The organism is Rickettsia sibirica 246, assembly GCF_000166935.1.
Lineage (GTDB): Bacteria > Pseudomonadota > Alphaproteobacteria > Rickettsiales > Rickettsiaceae > Rickettsia > Rickettsia rickettsii.
In genome coordinates this window covers 115,343-133,485 of the sequence record NZ_AABW01000001.1, presented here as the reverse complement: position 1 = coordinate 133,485, position 18,143 = coordinate 115,343, and the positions used below count along the sequence as shown (strand labels likewise).

Below are 18,143 nucleotides of genomic sequence, written 5' to 3'. Positions count from 1 at the left end.
CCGTCATTGCGAGCGACTGAAAGCCTTGTTGCATGGTTTGTTTATGTCATATTCCCGCGTAGGCGGGAATGACATAATTAGCCTATCGACTCAAATGCAAATAATCATTATACTTTGATAAATTCAAATCATAAGAAAAGAATTTATTTGTAATATAATGTTCAAGTAATTTTACTAATCCTGCTTTATGTCTATTTAAAGTCTCGATGCTTAAAGCTATTTCCGTTGTGTGCACATAAGGTTCGGTACTAGTTATTTTTACGTAGGCGATAGTAATATTGTTATTTATAACTGGATTCCTGCTTTCGCGGGAATAACACAAAAGGGGCTGGGGATGACATAAAAGGGATAGAGAATTACATTTCGTAAATCCGTTTTCTAGTAACATCAAGCTTTCTATGATAAGTTGCGGAGAGAGTCCAAGCTCTATTTCTTTCTTAGTCGGAATAGTACCGGTCTTATAATCTAGTATAGTGATATTGTTTGATTTACTTATTTCAATTCGGTCAGCTATACCGATTATTTTTATATCTTGACCTACAATATTTAGCTGTAACTCCCCTTTAGTTTCAAAATAGATTTCTTTGCAGTTTTTTCGGCGTTCTATATCAAATAAAATAAAAGCTTTGCTGAAAGCCGTGAGTTTTATTTGCCAAGTTTTTTTTGTGTAGCTTGGTAAAATAGTGCTATATAAAATATGATTACCGATATTTATTAAAGCATTTTGTTTATCAAGCAAATTTAAATTAATATATTGTTTGTCGTAATTTTTAGAATATTCCTCTAAAACTTTATGAATCAAATTACCGAAATCCGATATTTTAGGTTCTTCCCATATATGATCTTTTTTACGTAGTCCAAGAATTTTCTTAGCATAAAAACCGTATGGGTTTCTTATTAATGTTTCTATTTCGGTTACTGATAAGGTGGTTGGGAAAGAGGGGCTGTGGATCTCAATACTCTTGTCATACCGTGGCTTGACCACGGTATCCATATAATTACTGGAACCCGTGATCAAGTCACGGGGTGACACAGAACCTTTTTCTAGCTTCAAAAATAAATTACTCGGCACTGACAGTTTCCCATCATATTTTTTAGCATTCAGTATAACTATTTGCTTATTTTGTAGAAATAAATTGAAGTAATTTGAATATAGAGTAGGGGCAATTTCATCGTAATCTATATTTAGTATCTGCAATGCTTTCTTGCTAAGCCATGGGTGAGCTTTAGCACTAAGTGTCCAGTTTTCATTATTAAAATGCGGTAATATAATTAAGTCAAATTCACATAATGCTAAATCTTCAGGCCGTCCTATAATAATACTAGCAGCGTCGGTATTTTTGTAATATTTGATATTAGAAAGTAAAAAAGAAAAAATTTTAGGAAAATCCTTTTTATCCGTTGAATTTATATATTTACTATATGCAGTTAAATTTGTTAAAAACTCAAGTAGTTCTGCTCCTCCTTCTTTTTCCCAAATAGTAGGCAAAAGTTTTTCAGTTATTTCTTTAGTTAAGGTTAGAATAGCTTGTATATTGTGTGGAGTATCGGTAAATAAAATATCTATTAAGTTACGGCAATACTCTCTTATATCCTCATTATCAAATTGTAATTGCAATAAATATTTCGGTGAGGATATAAAACGGTTTTTATTAGATAGCATTAACTCTAACTGTTGCACAGTAGGGCAGTTAATTAAAGGATTTTTAAGTAATAAAAATAGAAGTTTTAAATCAAAATTATTACATAATATTTTAATAATGGACGTTAGTAATTCACCTATATTAGTAAGCCTTAAGTCATTACCTAGTAGATCTTCATATTTGTCTAAAAAATTACAATATACTCTTTTAAGCTTATTATTATTTGTAACGATTGCAATCCGTCTGTCTTTATTACGGCTACATATATAAGATATTTGTTTAGTTTCTTCATAAATGTCATTAGGTTCATAATAAGATATACCATCGCTAATCTGCTTGGAGGCAGGATTATAGTGAATTATGTAATCCTTTAATTCTTCTTCAAATCTTTTAAAAAAAACATTAGGCTTGAATATTCCGGCGAGTATTACCTGCTTATGTCCTGTTTTTATTTTTATTATTTCTTCTTGTAATAGCTTTAATTTATAAACTGCTTTAGTTTGTTTTTGAGTAAACGATATTTCTTCTTGCCATCTTAAAAAGCAATATTCTAGAAATTTATAAATCTTTTGCCAATAGTTAGAATTGTTATAGACTTCAATTAATTTTATATCGATATTATTGATTATAAGATCATTAAACAATTTTCTTAAAAGTTCTGCAGCTTTTAATGATTCATTTTTATTCAAAGGTAATTCTTTATATTCGGTGATAATTGATGATAAAATAAGTAATTCTTCTATTTTAGATATATAATCCGAATCGATTTTTTTTGAAATAAGAGAATTAAAAGGAATAATGATAGGTAATTTAATTTTATATTTATCGGTTAAAATCTTCTTTAATTCTAGGCATGAGAAATTATTAGGCAATATTATTTGAACTTTTGTATCTTTACCTAATTTATCAATGATATACTCAGCAAAACTTTTCAAAAAAGAATAATCAGCAGTCATAAATAATGTTTTTGACGATAATATAGCAGATCAAAGGTCCGAAATCTTATTTAAAATGATAATATAGTACAATAAATAATATTTGATTATTAGTTTCTTATTAAGTATCTTTAAATATATTAATTTAAATTTAATAAATAAGGTATCATATGAAAATTTTTATTATATTATTTACTATTATAGTCTCTATAATATTACGAGCTTATGCTAATAATTTAAACTCACATATAGCTTATTGTGATAATATACAAGTAGAACAACAAGAAGATTTGGTAATACAAAAATTGGTTAAACTATTTGTGACTGAAATGAATTGTATTATTAGCGGCTGTTTACAACAATGGGATGTGCAAGATAATCGGGTAAAATATTCAATTGCTTGGCAAGAACAATGTGGACCTGTAATTTATGGTTAGTATCAACTAGAAGGCAATGGTAGAGGTTCTACTTTCGTATATGAATGCTCTAAAAATTCCGTATGTTGTTGGCCGCTTGGATATGAATATAATAAAGCGTTTGTAATATGTTCATCTAATGATGTTAAAAACTAATATTTACTTACTAACTTTTACGAATTCTTTAAATAATTCTAAATCTACTCCATTATCGTTAAGATATTCAGGATGCCATTGAACGCCGATAACAAATTTATGTTTCGTTGATTCAATGGCTTCAATTATACCATCTTCTGCTGTTGCAGATACGATAAGATCATTACCAAGTTGTTTAGCCGCCTGGTGATGAGTCGAATTAACCATAGTTTGTAGCTGATTATTAGCTATTTTAGCAAGTTTAGTATTTGCTTCTATATTAATTGCATGCGAAACGATGTTTTTAGGCAAAGGTTGTGTATGATTAATTACAGTTTCAATATAATCAGGAATATGTTTAATAAGCGTACCCTTAAAAATAACGTTTAATAACTGCATACCTCGGCATATTCCTAAAACCGGAATATCTCTCTCTAATGCTTTCTTTAAAACTAATATCTCAAAATTATCACGTTCTTCATTGGAAACTACTATATCTTCGGCGTATTCCGGCTCATAAAATTTAGGATGTATGTCCTCATCACCGCCTGGCATTACAACACCATCAACAAGTTCCATAAGCTGATTTATTGTATCACTTTGATAAGGTAATAATAGCGGTACACCGCCGGCTGCAATAATCGCATCGGTATAGTTTCTGCGCAAGGCGTACCATGGAAAAGCAGCGTAAGTATATTTTTCACAATTTTGAGCTAAATCAGGTGTAACACCTATTATCGGTTTTTTATACATTTTATTATCATTTTATTATCATTTTATTATTTTTCTGTCAGCTATGTCATTCTTCATAGTACCGGACAGTTCATAAAGGTCCTATCATTGCAAGCCAGCATTTATGCTGACGTGCCCAATCTCAGGAGTTTTTTTATATTATCTTATGAGATTGCTGCGTCGTTGCTAACGCAACTCCTCGTAATGATGATGACTTGGCATCCACGCAGCAAAGCCACTATTACCCCTCAATATGCGGTGGTGTTTCAAAAGTATGGAACGGTGGTGGTGAGGTAAGTGTCCACTCTAATGTGTTTGCTCCTTCTCCCCAAGGATTGTTTGGACAATCTTTGCCGTATTTTAGCGTATAGAAAACGATAAATACAAAATAAAGGGCAGCAAACATAGAAATACCTGCTCCTATCGACGAAACCATATTCCAGCCGGCGAAAGCTTCAGGGTAGTCCGGTATTCTTCTTGGCATGCCCGCAAGACCTAAGAAATGCTGCGGGAAGAAAGTTAAATTAACGCCTATAAAGGTAATCCAAAAATGAATTTTGCCTAAAATGTCCGGATATTGTTTACCAGATATTTTGCCAAACCAATAATAAAAGCCTGCAAATGCCGTAAATAAAGCACCGAGCGACATCGTATAATGGAAATGTGCAACAACATAATATGTATCATGCAGAACTCTATCAAGTGCCGAATTTGATAGGATTATGCCGGTTACGCCGCCGATCGTGAATAATATAATAAATCCTATCGAAAATAGCATAGGAGTTGGGAATGTAATCGAACCACCCCACATAGTCGCTATCCAGCTAAATATTTTAATACCCGTCGGAACTGCTATAATCATCGTTCCGGCAGTGAAATATATAAGTGCATTATAAGAAAGCCCAACAGTAAACATATGGTGAGCCCATACGATAAATCCAACAAAGCCTATGATCACCATAGCCCCGATCATACCTTGATAGCCGAATATAGGTTTGCGTGAAAAAGTTGAAATAACTTGACTTATTATACCAAAGCCTGGAAGTATTACGATATATACTTCAGGATGACCGAAGAACCAAAATAGATGCTGAAATAATACAGGATCACCGCCGCCGTCAGGCTTAAAGAAAGTAGTTCCAAAATTACGATCTGTAAGTAGCATAGTAATAGCTCCACCAAGTACCGGCATCGCAAGAATTATTAGAAATGCGGTAACTAAAATAGACCAAACGAATAACGGCATCTTGAAAAGGCCCATTCCCGGAGCTCTCATATTAAAGATAGTAACGATTAAGTTAATTGATCCAAGGATTGACGATAGACCGGTTAAATGTAAACTGAAAATAGCCATATCAACGGCTGCACCGGGGTGACCGCTTAAATTACTTAAAGGAGGGTAGAGCGTCCAGCCCGTTCCTGGCCCACCGTCAACAAAAGCTGATCCCATAAGTAAAAGAAAAGCAGGCACTAGTAGCCAAAAACTGATATTGTTAAGGCGTGGAAATGCCATATCGGGAGCCCCTATTAACAGAGGTACGAAATAGTTACCAAAGCCACCGAACAAAGCCGGCATAATCATAAAGAATACCATAATAACCGCATGTGCTGTGATAAGCGCGTTATATAGCTGGAAATCATGATTTAAGAAAGTGCCGCCGGGCATTGCAAGCTCTAACCTAAAAAGCAGTGAAAACAAACCTCCGACAATTCCGGCAAAAACGGCAAATATGATATACATAATGCCGATATCTTTGTGATTGGTAGAAAAAAGCCATCGCCTCCAACCGTGTGGGGTGTGGTGGCCATCGTGATAAATTTCGGTAGTAGTTATATCCATAATTATTATTCTGCCTGTTTTAATTGTTCGATATCTGCTCCAACAATTGCCGGAATATTCCGAGTGATTTTATCATAATCCCAATCCCACCATTGAATTTCAAGTAATTGCTCAACTATCTCATCAGGAAATCTATATCTTTGCAGGATTACCGACAACAATACTATACTAGTACCCATAGCAATAGCACAAAATTTTCCTATAATCAATTTAACAAAATAAGCTCCTCTAACATTTTCATATTCAAATTTCTCAGGGTGATTAGCGTCATTGTAATAAGTGTAATCTCCGACTATTATATTTAGATTATGGATAAAATGTTTTAAAAATATCGTTTCTTTTGCTTGTTTAGGAAAAAGATGGGGATAAGGGTTATTGTGGTTAGTCATATATTAAAAAATTTAAAGTAATAGTTTTAGTTTATAAAATACTTGCGTTATAAATTACCATGATTCTTTACCTGCTGAATCATCACTACTTAATAATTTCTTGATGTCGATTAGAATCGGTTATATCGTTGAGTAATTTATCTAGTTCAGATATTTTTGTATTATAATTTTCCATAGAACTTCTAAATATAATTAGTTAGCTACCAATTTTGGCTTCTTGCCATTCATAGCAGTCTTATTCTTGCTTGCAATCCAATTGTCGAAATCCTCTTTACTTACTACTTCTATAGCAATCGGCATGAAGCCGTGATGGATGCCGCATAGTTCGGAGCATTGTCCGTAATATACGCCTTTTTTAGCCACTCTTGTCCAGGTTTCGTTTATTCTGCCTGGGACTGCGTCTATTTTAAATCCAAGTGATGGAACGGCAAAACTATGTATTACGTCACCTGCGGTAATGAGAAACCTTACGGTAGCATTTTCAGGGATAACAATGCGATTATCAACGTCTAATAATCTTTTGTGGTTAGGTTTTAAATTCTCATCAGAGATCATTATGCTATCAAATTCTAAATTATCATGATCAGGATATATATAATGCCAATACCATTGATAACCTACTACTTTAATAGTTAAATCCGTTTCGGGTATTTTTTCGGCATGACGCAATATTTTAAAAGATGGCACTGCAATAATAATTAAAATTATTATAGGTATTACAGTCCAAATTATTTCTATTAAAACATTATGTGAAAATTTTGCCGGTACGGGATTATTTTTTGCATTAAATCTGATGCATACAAAGCCAAGTAATCCGGCAACAAATAAAACAATAGCTGTTGAGATATAAAGCAGAAAATTATGAAAATGATGTAATTCCTCCATAACCGGACTTGCCGGCGGCTGGAACGTTACTTGCCAAGGTAACGGCTCGGAAGCAAAGCAATTACTGCTAACAATCAAAAAACAAATTAAAGCAATAGACATTTTTCCAAATTTCGCTTTTGGAGGTAATGTATACGTCAATCCGGTACTCGAATCCTCACTTACACTTTTGTACTCTGCGGTTCGAGGGGAAGTGTCTTCTTTAAATTCCTCTCTATAAGCTGGTTTGGAAAGATGTCTAATAATATTTTTCATAGCACATATAAAGTTATTTACATTTAATATAAATGTATATACAGTTTGATTAAAGTAAAAATCGATAAATTTTTGTAAAAACTACATATTTTTAATAATATTTGAGCTAGAAAGTGTACCTATATTAGGATTTTGCAGTAAGTCAATAACTTCTATTACTTTCGCATTTCTTAATTTTGCTTGAATTGATTTATTAACTGAGGATCGTGCTTTGTTACGGCGATTACAGAAGGACAAATATTTTGCACTAACCGAGCATAATCATTAAAATCTTTTAGTTTAGGTAATATAAGTACTTTATCAACAAATGTGAAAGAACTTAAAATTTTTGCTCGTTGTAATTGATTATGGATAGGTTGACGTTTTTTATATTTAATAATTGTTTCATCCGGCTCTAAAGCAACGATTAAGTATTTACCGTGTTTTTTAGCTTTGCGTAGAAATTCTATATGACCGTAATGTAATAAATCAAAACAACCGCCTACTAGAACTATTTCACTATTTATAGGACAGTTTTTATTTAAAGAAATATTCTCATAATATTCTATTTTGGGTAATTTGACAGTATTATAGCTAGATGAGCAGGACATAAGATTTATAAAAATTAATAAAAAATTAATACAAATAGGAAAAGTCTAGGCATAATATTTATCTATATAAGTTAATAAAAATTAACTTATATAAAAAATTAAATTTTAATCAATAAAAAACTAATTAAGACAGAAATAAAACAAAATTTTACAATTTTCTATTGTAATTTGTTTGTATATAGTTCATATTATTACTAGTAATGAAAAATTGATTCAAATAATCTTCAGAGCAATTTTAATGAATGATACCGCACTATCTTATGATTTTAATGGCATATTACCATCATCTTTTATTAGTGCACGTCTCAGGAAAATCCTCACCTCTGCCTCCTTATTATTATTTATAGGATTAGTTGTTTTTGTCTCTTTTGCTGTTAATAATTATGTTAACAACACTTTATCCATAACTTTAGTACAACCTGATAGTAGTGCAGAAGAAACAATTTCATTTAAAGAAGTAGTAGTAAAAAAAGGCGATACTATAAAGTCAATTTTGATAGAACAACATATCCCTAAAAATGAAATAGACAAAATTGTAAGTTTAATAAAGGAGGGAAAATTATCTTCTGCTCTTAAAATAGGGCAGCAAATTACTTTTGAATATGAAACAAAAATTATCGAAAACGAGGATGAAGATTTAACCTCAGAGGTAGCATTCTTAAATAAAATCGTTATAGTTATCGATAAGCTAAAAACTATTGAAATAATTAGAGAAGGTGATAATTTTAAAGTTGAAGAAATTGTAGTACCTTTAAGTAAAAAAGTTGCTAAATCGTCGGTAAGTATTGAGGCAAATTTTATGTCAGCTCTTAAAAAACTGGGCTTATCGGATAACAGTATAATAGAGCTGATTAATGCTTATGCTTATCAAATCGATTTTCAGCGTCAAATAAAACGCGGTGATACTGCAACCGTAATAACGGAAAAATACGTAACGGAAGATGGTAAATTTTCCCACCACGGTAAAATTCTATATGTTTCATTAAATCTTTCAGGGAAAGAATATAATATATATCGTTATTCTCATGACAATAACACAAATAATCATGCATTTTTTTCCGAAGACGGTAAAAGCGTAAAAAGAAGCTTACTTAAAACTCCGCTAAAAGTTATAAAAGTTTCTTCACATTACGGTAATAGAAAGCATCCGATACTCGGTTATACTAAAATGCATAGGGGGGTTGACTTTGCAGCTCCAACCGGTACGCCTATATATTCCGCAGGAAACGGAGTTATAACAGAAATAGGTTGGAAGTCGGGTTATGGAAAATTTATTCAGGTAAAACATAGCGGTACGCTATCTACTGCTTATGCGCATGCTTCAAATTTTGCAAAAAATTTAAAAGTGGGAAGTATCGTAAAACAAGGACAAATCATCGCATATGTCGGAAGTACCGGCAGAGCTACAGCTCCACATTTACATTATGAAGTTAAAATTGATGGCAAACATGTTAATCCTATGTCAGTTAAAACAACACCGGGTATAGAATTAAACGGAAAAAATTTAGAGAAATTTAAACAATTTAAAAAAGAAATAAAAACTTTAAGTGTTAAGCTTGATAAGGAATTGCAAGCTGATAAAGCAGCCACAGTTTCATTGTAGAGTGAATCCTTGTCATACCGTAATCAACTTGGTGTTGTACGACTCTTATGTCATTCCCGCGAAAGCGGGAATCTAGTAAAATCTATAAAAAACTTGTTTTTTATAGATTTATTTTATCAAATATATAATTTTGTATTAATATTAAGGTTATTTTTTCTGGATTCCCGCTTTCGCGGGAATGACATTTACAATTATGCTCCCACTATTAAAAAAACTATATCTCACATTTGCTCGTAGTAGTCGTATAATAATAACCTTAGTGATTATTGATCAGTTAAGTAAATGGTGGTTTATTGATAATTTGAGATGGAAGCCGGGCTTAATGCTTAAGGTTACTTCTTTCTTAAATATGGTTTATACTTGGAATTACGGTATTAGCTTTGGTCTAATGCGTGAATATTATCAATATAGCAATGCTATTTTCTTAATAACGAACACGATTATTGTCTGTTATTTATATTATTTGATGATACGTTCAAAAACGATCGGAAGCTTTGCCGGTTATAGCTTTGTAATCGGCGGAGCTGTTGGTAATCTAATTGATAGATTTTTTAGAGGAGCAGTTTTTGACTTCATCCATTTTCATTATCAAAATTATAGCTTCCCCGTATTTAATTTAGCTGATTGCTTTATTACAATAGGAGTAATTATCTTAATAGAAGATTATTATAGTACTAAAAAAGTTATTGAAGAAAAGGCTAAAGGGAATTATGATAATGCTCAAATTGAAGCTATGGCTGAAAAAATTCGTAATACCGATAAGGGTGGTAACGATAAAATAGCCTCCTTGCAAAATTAAACTTATAGAGAGGAATTTGAAGGAAACACAGAACGCAGAACCGTAGCGTAGTAGACCTACGTGAGGATTCAAGTACCGGATTAACGTACAAATTACCTCTAGAAGTTCATTTTGCAAGGAGGCTATTATAATTTTAATTTATAGGTGTTTAAGTGAAAAAGATTTTTGTATTATTTACTGTTTTATTAATTACTTCTGCTTGTAGTAAAAAGTTAAAAGAAACCGTAGGTATATCAACAGTTGGACCTAATGAGTATCAAGTACAGCGTGCTAAAGCACTAGAAGTTCCGCCTCATTATTATTTACCTGATCCTGGGCATAGCAAAACAACTTACAGTAATGTAAAAGGACAAGGTGAATTTAATGAAGGTGAACAAGCATTAATGCAGGACATGCATTAGTATACTTGATTAACTTCAAAAATTGGCTACGTCGTTTTACAAGATCTGTGGTGCTTACGTATTAAGTATATGCTCCGCTCCTCGACTTGTAAACTCCTTGTTCTTTTTGAAGTTGATCAAGTATACCTGTTCTTGAATACTAAGACTGCAATGTTTTTTCAAATTAATTCATGAATTCTCATACAAAACAAAAAATAGGTGTTTTTGGGCTTGGTAAAACCGGTATATCGGTTTACGAGGAATTGCAAAATAAATATGATGTAATTGTTTATGATGATTTAAAAGCAAATAGAGATATATTTGAAGAATTATATAGTAAAACCGTTATCGTTGCTTTATCTGATTCAAGATGGCAAAATTTAGATACAATTGTCTTAAGTCCTGGAATTCCTTTAACGCATGAGATAGTCAATATTGCAAAAAGTTTTAATATTCCAATCACTTCCGATATAGACTTATTATTTGCAAAATCAAAAAACTTAAAATTTATAGCTATAACCGGTACAAACGGTAAAAGTACTACTACTGCTTTAATAAGCCATATCTTAAATAGTAGCGGTTTAGACTATCCGGTTGCCGGTAATATTGGAGTTTCTGCTTTGCAAGCTAAAGCAAGTAAGGATGGATATGTACTTGAATTGTCTTCTTTTCAGCTAGATCTAGTAAAAACCTTTACAGCTAAAATAGCCGTGCTTCTTAATATAACTCCCGACCATTTAGATAGACATCAGGATATGACCTGCTATATTGCCGCAAAATCTAAGATCTTTGATCGAATGGATCAAGAGAGTTATGCGGTAATTAATATCGATAATGATTATTGTCGTGAAGTCTTTATAAAATTGCAGCAAGAGCAGCGTATAAAGCTAATTCCTTTTTCGGTTGCTCAAATTCTTGAAAACGGTATTTCGGTAGTTGATGATAAAATTAGCGCTAATTTTTTTGATGATATAAGTTTTGAATTACAGCATAATTCAGAAAGTTTTAGACAAGATGAATTTCAAGGTGAGCCTGCGGAGCCGGAGTGTATAAAAATACGTAAGCACAGGCAAGACCTGCAAAATTCGCTTGTATCAAGCTTTATGCATTATGCTGTACCTTTTAATAAAAACCTGCAAGGAGTTCATAATTGTGAGAATATTGCAGCAAGTTATGCAGTAGCTAAAATAATAGGAGTAGAACCTAAAAAAATACTTGAATCTATAAGTAGTTTTCAAAGTTTACCTCATAGAATGCAATATATCGGTAGTATAAATAATATAAGTTTTTACAATGATAGTAAAGCGACAAATGCCATATCTGCCGTGCAATCAATTAAAGCACTCGATAATATTTACTGGCTTGCGGGAGGAATTCCTAAAGAGGGTGGTATTGAGGAAATAAAGCCTTATTTCAGTCACATTAAGAAAGCTTATTTTTATGGTCAAGCTAAAGAAATATTTGCAAATACTGCTAAGAATATAGTAGATTTTGTAATATGTGATAATCTTGAGCAGGCTTTCGATCTTGCTTATAAGGATGCAGTAGGTGATAACGCGGAGGTAAAAAATATCTTGTTAGCACCTAGTTGTAGCTCATATGATCAGTTTAAAAATTTTGAAGAGCGTGGCGAGTTGTTTATAAAATTGTGTAGTATCCTGTCACTCCGTGGCTTGACCACGGGGTCTAGTTAAAAATACTAAATAATATTAGTATTTTTTATTGTTTTTCTGGATACCGTGGTCAAGCCACGGAGTGACATCGAGGGTGTTTTCCGATCCATGCAATAACATTATAAATATAGCCATAATTGAATAACTATAATATGCATAACGAAATATCTAATAACTTTATAAAATTATGGTGGCGGAGTACCGATAGGCAAATAATAATTTCTTTAATTATCTTATTTGCTTTTAGTCTAATGCTTGTGACTACCTCAGGTTCAGCAGTAGCAAGTAGAATAGGTCTTGAAGAAAGTTATTTTGCATCTAGACAAATATTTTATTTAGCTGCCGCTTCAGGACTTATATTATTATTTTCATGTCTTAATAAAAAATGGTTAAGGCGTTTTGCAATAATTGGATTTATTGCTAGTATAGTTTTATTAATAGCAGTTAAATTTTTTGGCTATGAAGTAAAAGGCGCAGTGCGATGGATTAATATTCTAGGTCTATCTATTCAACCTTCGGAATTTATCAAACCGTTTTTTGCAGTTGTTACGGGCTGGATATTATCGCTAAAATTTAATGATGATTTTCCAAGTTTTACGATTTGTGTAATACTTTATTCTATTGTTGCTATTCTCTTAATTATTCAGCCGGATTTTGGAATGCTTGTAATGATTACGGCAGTTTTTGGTATTCAACTGTTTATTGCGGGTATGCCGATATTTTGGATTGTTTTAGCCGGTTTTTTAGGAATGATAGGAGTAACTATTGCTTATTTTTGGTTACCGCACGTAACGCAAAGAATTAATTCGTTTTTAGATCCAGATAGTAGCGAGAATTATCAAGTTAGTAAGTCTCTTAAGGCGTTTGAGCATGGCGGGTTATATGGACGAGGTCCAGGGGAGGGGGCAGTCAAGCAGGTACTACCCGACTCGCATACGGATTTTATTTTTGCTGTAGCAGGTGAGGAGTTTGGAGCTATTATTTGCCTTATTGTTATAGGTATATTTGCTTTTATAGTATTAAGAAGTCTTATTAAGTTATTAAACGAAACAGATAAATTTGTACAATTCGCTGCTAGCGGTATAATTGCACAATTAGGGCTTCAGGCAATAATTAATATGGGTGTGACTTTACATTTACTGCCTACTAAAGGTATGACATTACCGTTTATTAGTTACGGTGGTTCTTCAACGCTTGCAATAGCTATCGCTACCGGTATGCTTCTTGGCTTTACAAGATACCGAACGCCGTTAAATTCGTACAAAATTCGTAATATTGAAATATGAAAAAAATCATTTTGGTAGCAGGAGGGACGGGGGGACATTTTTTTCCGGCAGTTGCTCTTGGAGAAGAATTAATCAAACGTGGCTATGAAGTTCATTTTATTACTGATTTAAGATGCAAACAATATATAAAGCAGGATATGAAAGTAATTTTTCATATCCTAGATTTAAAACGCTCAGGTAATATTTTCTTGTTTTTACCTAGGTTATCAATTGCAGTTTTAAAGGCTATTAAATTATTATATAATATGAAGCCTTCCGTTACTGTAGGGTTTGGCGGTTATCCTGTTATAGCTCCAATGTTTGCGGCAATTTTTTTAAGAGTACCGATTATAATTCATGAACAGAATTCTTACCTTGGAAAAGTTAATAAATTTTTTGCAAGCTTTGCTAAAAAGATAGCTATTTCTTATGAAAAAATAAAGAATTTACCGGAATTTGCAAAAAGTAAAATAGTAGTTACCGGTGGGGTAGTTAGAGAGAATATTAGGGAATTAAAGGTTATAGAAATGTCGTCCCGTGGCTTGACCACGGGGTCCAAAAAGTCTTTAATAAAAGCACTGGACTCCGTGGTTAAGCCACGGAATGACAAGCTTTTTACAATATTCATCTTTGGCGGTAGTCAAGGAGCTAAGTTATTTTCAGAGCTGATACCTGCAAGTATCCAAATTTTGATGCAAAAACAGCCAAGTCTTGAATTAAATATAATCCAGCAAGCGGCATTAGATGATCAAGTAAAAATAAAAGATATATACTCGAAATTAAACATTACCTATGAATTTGCTGAATTTTTTGATAATATGGCATTGCAATATAAAGAAGCCGATTTAGTGATTTCAAGAGCAGGAGCATCTACTATAGAAGAATTGACCTATATAGGGTTGCCGGCAATCTTTATTCCACTGCCTAGTGCTGCGGATAATCATCAATATTACAATGCACAATTATTGGAAGATGAAAAAACAGGATGGTGTTTAGAGCAGAATAATATTTCTGCAGGAAAATTAGCAGATAAAATACTCGAGTTGATAAGTAATCCAAAAATATTAGAGGATGCTTCACAAAATTTATTAAAAAGAAGAAAAGAAGGGCATAAGCTATTAAGTAACCTAATAGAAGAGGTGATTTAGATTTTGTTTTCCGTCATTGCGAGGAAAGACTGTAAGTTTTGACGAAGCAATCTCGTGCTAAAGTCCTGAGATTGCCACGCTCCTTTTAGTCGTTTGTAATGACGGGGTGGAGACATACAACAAGACCAAAAATACCTCAGAATAACAATAATTTAATTAAGCACATAGCAGTTTGGCTCTTTATTCTTGCAAGTTTGGCTATTATGTGGCATTAATCATATTAGACTTTCTGCATAACTTGCTTCTAAGGGTAATTTGTGCGTCGATCCGTTACTCGTATCCTCACGTACCAAAGCGTACGCTGCAGTGCTGTGTTCCGTGTCTTCTACAAATTCCTCCTTATTAGCTAAGTTGTACAGGAAGTCTAATAAAAGTTTTGGAATAATATAAATATATGTTAAAAAAAATTATAATATTATTTTTAGGAATGTTTTTACTTTCAGCTTGTACAGATAATTTTAGAAGCTATTTTCAAAGATCAGCAAATAACAGATTGGTTGATAGCAAAGGTGCTAAAGGCGGCAAGAGAAAACCTTTATATAATAATAAATATATTACTTTGGCTAAAAAGAATATAGTAGAAGATAATCTTGATTATGATAACGATGATGACTATGATAGTGATAGTCCTTTAAGAGGAGAAAGAATCGATCCTGTAAAGAGAAATCGTGAAATGTATCTTAAGATGATTAAAAGGGATATAGCAAGGCAAAAAGCAGAAGCCGGTTTCGCTGAATCCGATGATGATATGACTTTAAGTAGAGCGAATAAAAAGGTTAGAAAAGACGATAGCGATAAAGAAAAAAAGATACAAGAGGAATTAAATCAGATAAAAGCCATGCTTAGAGAAACTAAGCGTGATATATCAAAATATACTTGTCCAAATGCTGTAGTAAATCAAAATTATGCTCCGCCCGTTACAAATTATGAGTCTGTAAATTATCCACCGGTAAAAAATAGTAAGCCGTATAATAACAATTCTAAGGTAAAGCAAAAATTTATCCTTGAAGATGATGATAACGGCAGTAATGCTTGTTCGATATAATAAGCCTATTCTTAGCTAAAAGCAGAAATCTCCAGTCTTTAGATATATACAGCAATCTCTAATATGATATATTTATCACTACCAATAGGTTTATTATTTATTAATAAAAATTAATATTTGAATATAGAAATATGTTAAATTTATTAATAGGTATATTATGAAAAGTAAACTCTCAGCAAGTACTGCTAGTCTTACCTTTATAAAAGGCCTGCAAAACCCTCTTCAAAACCCTATTGTTACTGAAATAAAAGAATTAACAAAAAAATTACATTTTTAAAGATCAAGAGCTTGAAAAAGCTTACGGTATGGCTTCAGATGATGTTTCTATTCAAGCAACAAGAGAACAGATATTATATGCTTTAAGAGCTGTGGAATCTGCAAAACAACATTCAACAGACAAGACACAAGCATTTATTAAATGACTATGGTATTTGTGTTGCTTACTCATTTGCTAATTATAAAAGAAGCGGTAAGAACATACTAGAATTTGTACCACCTTATTTATTAAAAAACGCATCTGATATGGAATATATTAAGGCATATGTTCCTGAAGCATATATAAAAAAGAAAGGAATAAAAATGATGCTATGGAATTGCTTGGTAAACGAGAAGTAAGAGACTATTTAGATCAAAAGTCTTATGAGTTAGTAAGCACATCGCCTGTACCGTCTACTCCTTCTACAACGGACACATTTAATTATGATAGTGATGAAGTTACGGTTACTGGAGAAGAGAACACGATGCCGAATACTGAACACGCTTGATACCACTGTCACGCCGTAGCTTGTCCACGGGAGCTAGTCAAAAATACTAATATTATTAGTATTTTTAGTTATTTTCTGGATATCGTAGTCAAGCCACGGTATAACGCCGAACGAGTTTCTCGCGCCATACAACAACATTAAGATTTCCAATTTAATTCCGGATAGTTTCTAATTTCAGCTTTATAATTGCTATGCTTTAACCATTTCTTAGCTGTTGTTAAATATAGGCAAATTATCGGTGTGATGTATAAAGAGTAAGTAATTACAATGTGTGAGTAAACCTCCCACTACTGCAGGTCCTAGTGATCTTCTCTCTGTTCTTGTTGCTCCGACTCCAAGCGCAATAGGCATAGTTTTCATTAAGGCAGCTAGGGTAGTCATCATAATCGGTCTGAATCGTATTATACATGCTTCATAAATTGCTTCATGCTGAAGATTGATTGCCAGTTCTCTCAAGTTCTAAGGCAAAATCGATAATCATGATAGCGTTTTTCTTCACTATACCGATTAACATTATAAGTCCGACAAATCTGTACATATCAAGTTCGCTATTAAATATTAGTAGAGCGAGTAATGCTCCCAATATAGCGGTAGGTAGTCCTAAAAGTATAGTTATAGGATGCACAAAACTTTCATATAACATGCCAAGGATGATGTGAATAACTATAACGGCAAGTCCAAGCAATAAGCCAAGATCGGAAAAAGACGACTGACATGCCTGAACTGTTCCTTGGAAGCTTCCCGTAATCGTAGCCAGCATTTGTAACTCTCTTATTGCTTGATTAACTTTTGGAACGGCATTACTAATTGAATATCCATCTTGCAGGTTAAATGGTACCATAACTGAAGGTAATTGCCCGAAATGTGAAATACTAAGCGGGCCAATAGTGTTAACAATTTTAGCAAGGGTAGTTAGCGTTACTAAATTGTCGCTTGTGGAGTTAATATTGACTAAAGATAACATTGATGAATCTGTTTGATATTTAGGATCTAGCTCTAAAATAACGTCATATTGAGCTGTTGGGGTATATAATGTGGAAATCTGCTCAGCACCGTAAGCTGCATATAAGATATTCTGGACGTGCTCGACTGATATACCGAGTTTTGCAGCCTTATATCTATCAATCTGCACTAAAGTTTATGGCTGTGCTATTTGTCAATCCGAAGTTACGTTAATAAAACCTGGCAGTCGTGCGAGCTTGTCCTTTAATTTCGGTGCAAAGCTAAATAGCACATCTTGATCGAGTTCTTGCATAGTATATTGATATTGGCTTTTGGTTGCTGGTCCGTCGATCGTAATAGTAGGTACGTTCTGGATATATACCCTTAAACCTACTAAATGATTTAGTTTTGAACGTAACTGATCTATAACGGCGTCAGCTCCTATTCTTTGATCACGAGGTTTTAAGCTAATCAAAATCGTATCCTGATTTACGGCAGAGTTTCTACCTGAAACACCTACGGCAGAAAAAAATGAATCTATATTAGGATTTTTAAGTAATACATCACTTACTTGTTGCTGTTCTTGCACCATCGCATCAAAAGAAATAGTTTGAGCGGCGTCGGTGAAAACTAAGATTTGTCCCGTATAGGAATAAGGCATAAAGCCTTTGCGTACTTTCCCAAATAAATAAGCCGTTGCGATG

At 32.9% G+C, this 18,143-nt stretch carries 16 protein-coding genes and 4 pseudogenes; 10 read left to right on the top strand and 10 right to left on the bottom strand.

Annotation, left to right across the window (positions count from 1 at the left end; all coding sequences use genetic code 11):
* Positions 1-82: 82 nt before the first annotated feature.
* A complete protein-coding gene (locus RSIB_RS04940) occupies positions 83-2,599 on the bottom strand; it encodes a PD-(D/E)XK nuclease family protein (RefSeq protein WP_004995842.1) in 2,517 nt (838 codons plus the stop codon).
* A 149-nt stretch (positions 2,600-2,748) separates the two neighbouring features.
* Between RSIB_RS04940 and RSIB_RS04945 the strand changes: the two genes are divergently transcribed.
* Complete coding sequence (locus tag RSIB_RS04945) at positions 2,749-3,015, top strand: hypothetical protein (protein ID WP_004995840.1); 267 nt, start codon at positions 2,749-2,751, stop codon at positions 3,013-3,015.
* Positions 3,016-3,153: 138 nt separating this feature from the next.
* On the opposite strand, the gene RSIB_RS04950 is transcribed toward RSIB_RS04945, so the two are convergent.
* From RSIB_RS04950 to RSIB_RS06790, 5 genes are all read right to left on the bottom strand, one after another.
* Positions 3,154-3,882: a gamma-glutamyl-gamma-aminobutyrate hydrolase family protein gene (locus tag RSIB_RS04950; RefSeq protein WP_004995839.1), complete on the bottom strand. Its 729-nt coding sequence runs from the start codon at positions 3,880-3,882 to the stop codon at positions 3,154-3,156.
* 220 nt (positions 3,883-4,102) lie between these two features.
* Positions 4,103-5,701 (bottom strand): cytochrome c oxidase subunit I, encoded by a 1,599-nt coding sequence (gene ctaD / locus RSIB_RS04955; protein ID WP_004995838.1) that lies wholly within the window; start codon positions 5,699-5,701, stop codon positions 4,103-4,105.
* Between the two features lie 5 nt (positions 5,702-5,706).
* Positions 5,707-6,090, bottom strand: coding sequence for an LbetaH domain-containing protein (locus tag RSIB_RS04960; RefSeq protein ID WP_004995837.1), 384 nt, complete (start codon positions 6,088-6,090; stop codon positions 5,707-5,709).
* Positions 6,091-6,282: 192 nt separating this feature from the next.
* Positions 6,283-7,230: a cytochrome c oxidase subunit II gene (gene coxB, locus RSIB_RS04965; protein WP_004995836.1), complete on the bottom strand. Its 948-nt coding sequence runs from the start codon at positions 7,228-7,230 to the stop codon at positions 6,283-6,285.
* Positions 7,231-7,400: 170 nt separating this feature from the next.
* Positions 7,401-7,820 (bottom strand): adenylyltransferase/cytidyltransferase family protein, encoded by a 420-nt coding sequence (locus RSIB_RS06790; RefSeq protein ID WP_004995835.1) that lies wholly within the window; start codon positions 7,818-7,820, stop codon positions 7,401-7,403.
* Between the two features lie 238 nt (positions 7,821-8,058).
* Here RSIB_RS06790 and RSIB_RS04970 point away from each other — a divergent pair, with 238 nt between their 5' ends.
* The 7 genes and pseudogenes from RSIB_RS04970 (at position 8,059) to murG (ending at position 14,688) form a co-directional block, all read left to right on the top strand.
* On the top strand, positions 8,059-9,423 hold the full coding sequence (locus tag RSIB_RS04970) for a M23 family metallopeptidase (protein ID WP_004995834.1): 1,365 nt from the start codon (positions 8,059-8,061) through the stop codon (positions 9,421-9,423).
* Positions 9,424-9,616: 193 nt separating this feature from the next.
* A complete protein-coding gene (gene lspA / locus RSIB_RS04975) occupies positions 9,617-10,222 on the top strand; it encodes a signal peptidase II (protein WP_004995831.1) in 606 nt (201 codons plus the stop codon).
* A 3-nt stretch (positions 10,223-10,225) separates the two neighbouring features.
* A pseudogene (locus RSIB_RS08580) lies at positions 10,226-10,341 on the top strand (palindromic element RPE1 domain-containing protein); the annotation flags it as partial.
* 33 nt (positions 10,342-10,374) lie between these two features.
* The gene (locus tag RSIB_RS04980) at positions 10,375-10,623 is read left to right on the top strand and encodes a DUF3035 domain-containing protein (protein ID WP_004995830.1); all 249 of its coding nucleotides are present in this window, start codon (positions 10,375-10,377) and stop codon (positions 10,621-10,623) included.
* A gap of 170 nt (positions 10,624-10,793) precedes the next feature.
* On the top strand, positions 10,794-12,296 hold the full coding sequence (gene murD / locus RSIB_RS04985; RefSeq protein ID WP_004995827.1) for a UDP-N-acetylmuramoyl-L-alanine--D-glutamate ligase: 1,503 nt from the start codon (positions 10,794-10,796) through the stop codon (positions 12,294-12,296).
* Between the two features lie 131 nt (positions 12,297-12,427).
* Positions 12,428-13,561, top strand: a complete 1,134-nt coding sequence (gene ftsW, locus RSIB_RS04990) for a putative lipid II flippase FtsW (protein ID WP_004995826.1) — start codon at positions 12,428-12,430, stop codon at positions 13,559-13,561.
* On the top strand, positions 13,558-14,688 hold the full coding sequence (gene murG / locus RSIB_RS04995) for an undecaprenyldiphospho-muramoylpentapeptide beta-N-acetylglucosaminyltransferase (RefSeq protein ID WP_004995825.1): 1,131 nt from the start codon (positions 13,558-13,560) through the stop codon (positions 14,686-14,688). Before ftsW ends, murG begins: the two co-directional genes overlap by 4 nt.
* 224 nt (positions 14,689-14,912) lie before the next feature.
* On the opposite strand, the pseudogene RSIB_RS07365 reads toward murG, so the two are convergent.
* Positions 14,913-15,071: pseudogene (locus RSIB_RS07365) on the bottom strand (palindromic element RPE1 domain-containing protein); the annotation flags it as partial.
* 11 nt (positions 15,072-15,082) lie between these two features.
* Between RSIB_RS07365 and RSIB_RS05000 the strand changes: the two are divergent.
* The gene (locus tag RSIB_RS05000; protein ID WP_004995821.1) at positions 15,083-15,733 is read left to right on the top strand and encodes a hypothetical protein; all 651 of its coding nucleotides are present in this window, start codon (positions 15,083-15,085) and stop codon (positions 15,731-15,733) included.
* A gap of 587 nt (positions 15,734-16,320) precedes the next feature.
* Positions 16,321-16,497, top strand: coding sequence for a hypothetical protein (locus tag RSIB_RS09035; RefSeq protein WP_016728056.1), 177 nt, complete (start codon positions 16,321-16,323; stop codon positions 16,495-16,497).
* Positions 16,498-16,533: 36 nt separating this feature from the next.
* Here the strand turns inward: RSIB_RS09035 and RSIB_RS10575 are convergent.
* The 3 genes and pseudogenes from RSIB_RS10575 to RSIB_RS10130 all read right to left on the bottom strand — a co-directional run.
* A pseudogene (locus RSIB_RS10575) lies at positions 16,534-16,635 on the bottom strand (permease); the annotation flags it as partial.
* Between the two features lie 69 nt (positions 16,636-16,704).
* The gene (locus tag RSIB_RS10135) at positions 16,705-16,881 is read right to left on the bottom strand and encodes an efflux RND transporter permease subunit (RefSeq protein ID WP_032850855.1); all 177 of its coding nucleotides are present in this window, start codon (positions 16,879-16,881) and stop codon (positions 16,705-16,707) included.
* Positions 16,882-16,921: 40 nt separating this feature from the next.
* Positions 16,922-18,142, bottom strand: a pseudogene (locus tag RSIB_RS10130) (efflux RND transporter permease subunit).
* Position 18,143 lies beyond the last annotated feature (1 nt).

What these genes read in the sequence shown, in the direction of transcription:
- RSIB_RS04940 (WP_004995842.1), bottom strand. Translation starts at nt 2,599, where the DNA reads ATGACTGCTGATTATTCTTTTTTGAAAAGTTTTGCTGAGTATATCATT.
- RSIB_RS04945 (WP_004995840.1), top strand. Translation starts at nt 2,749, where the DNA reads ATGAAAATTTTTATTATATTATTTACTATTATAGTCTCTATAATATTA.
- RSIB_RS04950 (WP_004995839.1), bottom strand. Translation starts at nt 3,882, where the DNA reads ATGTATAAAAAACCGATAATAGGTGTTACACCTGATTTAGCTCAAAAT.
- ctaD (WP_004995838.1), bottom strand. Translation starts at nt 5,701, where the DNA reads ATGGATATAACTACTACCGAAATTTATCACGATGGCCACCACACCCCA.
- RSIB_RS04960 (WP_004995837.1), bottom strand. Translation starts at nt 6,090, where the DNA reads ATGACTAACCACAATAACCCTTATCCCCATCTTTTTCCTAAACAAGCA.
- coxB (WP_004995836.1), bottom strand. Translation starts at nt 7,230, where the DNA reads ATGAAAAATATTATTAGACATCTTTCCAAACCAGCTTATAGAGAGGAA.
- RSIB_RS06790 (WP_004995835.1), bottom strand. Translation starts at nt 7,820, where the DNA reads ATGTCCTGCTCATCTAGCTATAATACTGTCAAATTACCCAAAATAGAA.
- RSIB_RS04970 (WP_004995834.1), top strand. Translation starts at nt 8,059, where the DNA reads ATGAATGATACCGCACTATCTTATGATTTTAATGGCATATTACCATCA.
- lspA (WP_004995831.1), top strand. Translation starts at nt 9,617, where the DNA reads ATGCTCCCACTATTAAAAAAACTATATCTCACATTTGCTCGTAGTAGT.
- murD (WP_004995827.1), top strand. Translation starts at nt 10,794, where the DNA reads ATGAATTCTCATACAAAACAAAAAATAGGTGTTTTTGGGCTTGGTAAA.
- ftsW (WP_004995826.1), top strand. Translation starts at nt 12,428, where the DNA reads ATGCATAACGAAATATCTAATAACTTTATAAAATTATGGTGGCGGAGT.
- murG (WP_004995825.1), top strand. Translation starts at nt 13,558, where the DNA reads ATGAAAAAAATCATTTTGGTAGCAGGAGGGACGGGGGGACATTTTTTT.
- RSIB_RS05000 (WP_004995821.1), top strand. Translation starts at nt 15,083, where the DNA reads ATGTTAAAAAAAATTATAATATTATTTTTAGGAATGTTTTTACTTTCA.
- RSIB_RS09035 (WP_016728056.1), top strand. Translation starts at nt 16,321, where the DNA reads ATGGAATTGCTTGGTAAACGAGAAGTAAGAGACTATTTAGATCAAAAG.
- RSIB_RS10135 (WP_032850855.1), bottom strand. Translation starts at nt 16,881, where the DNA reads ATGATGACTACCCTAGCTGCCTTAATGAAAACTATGCCTATTGCGCTT.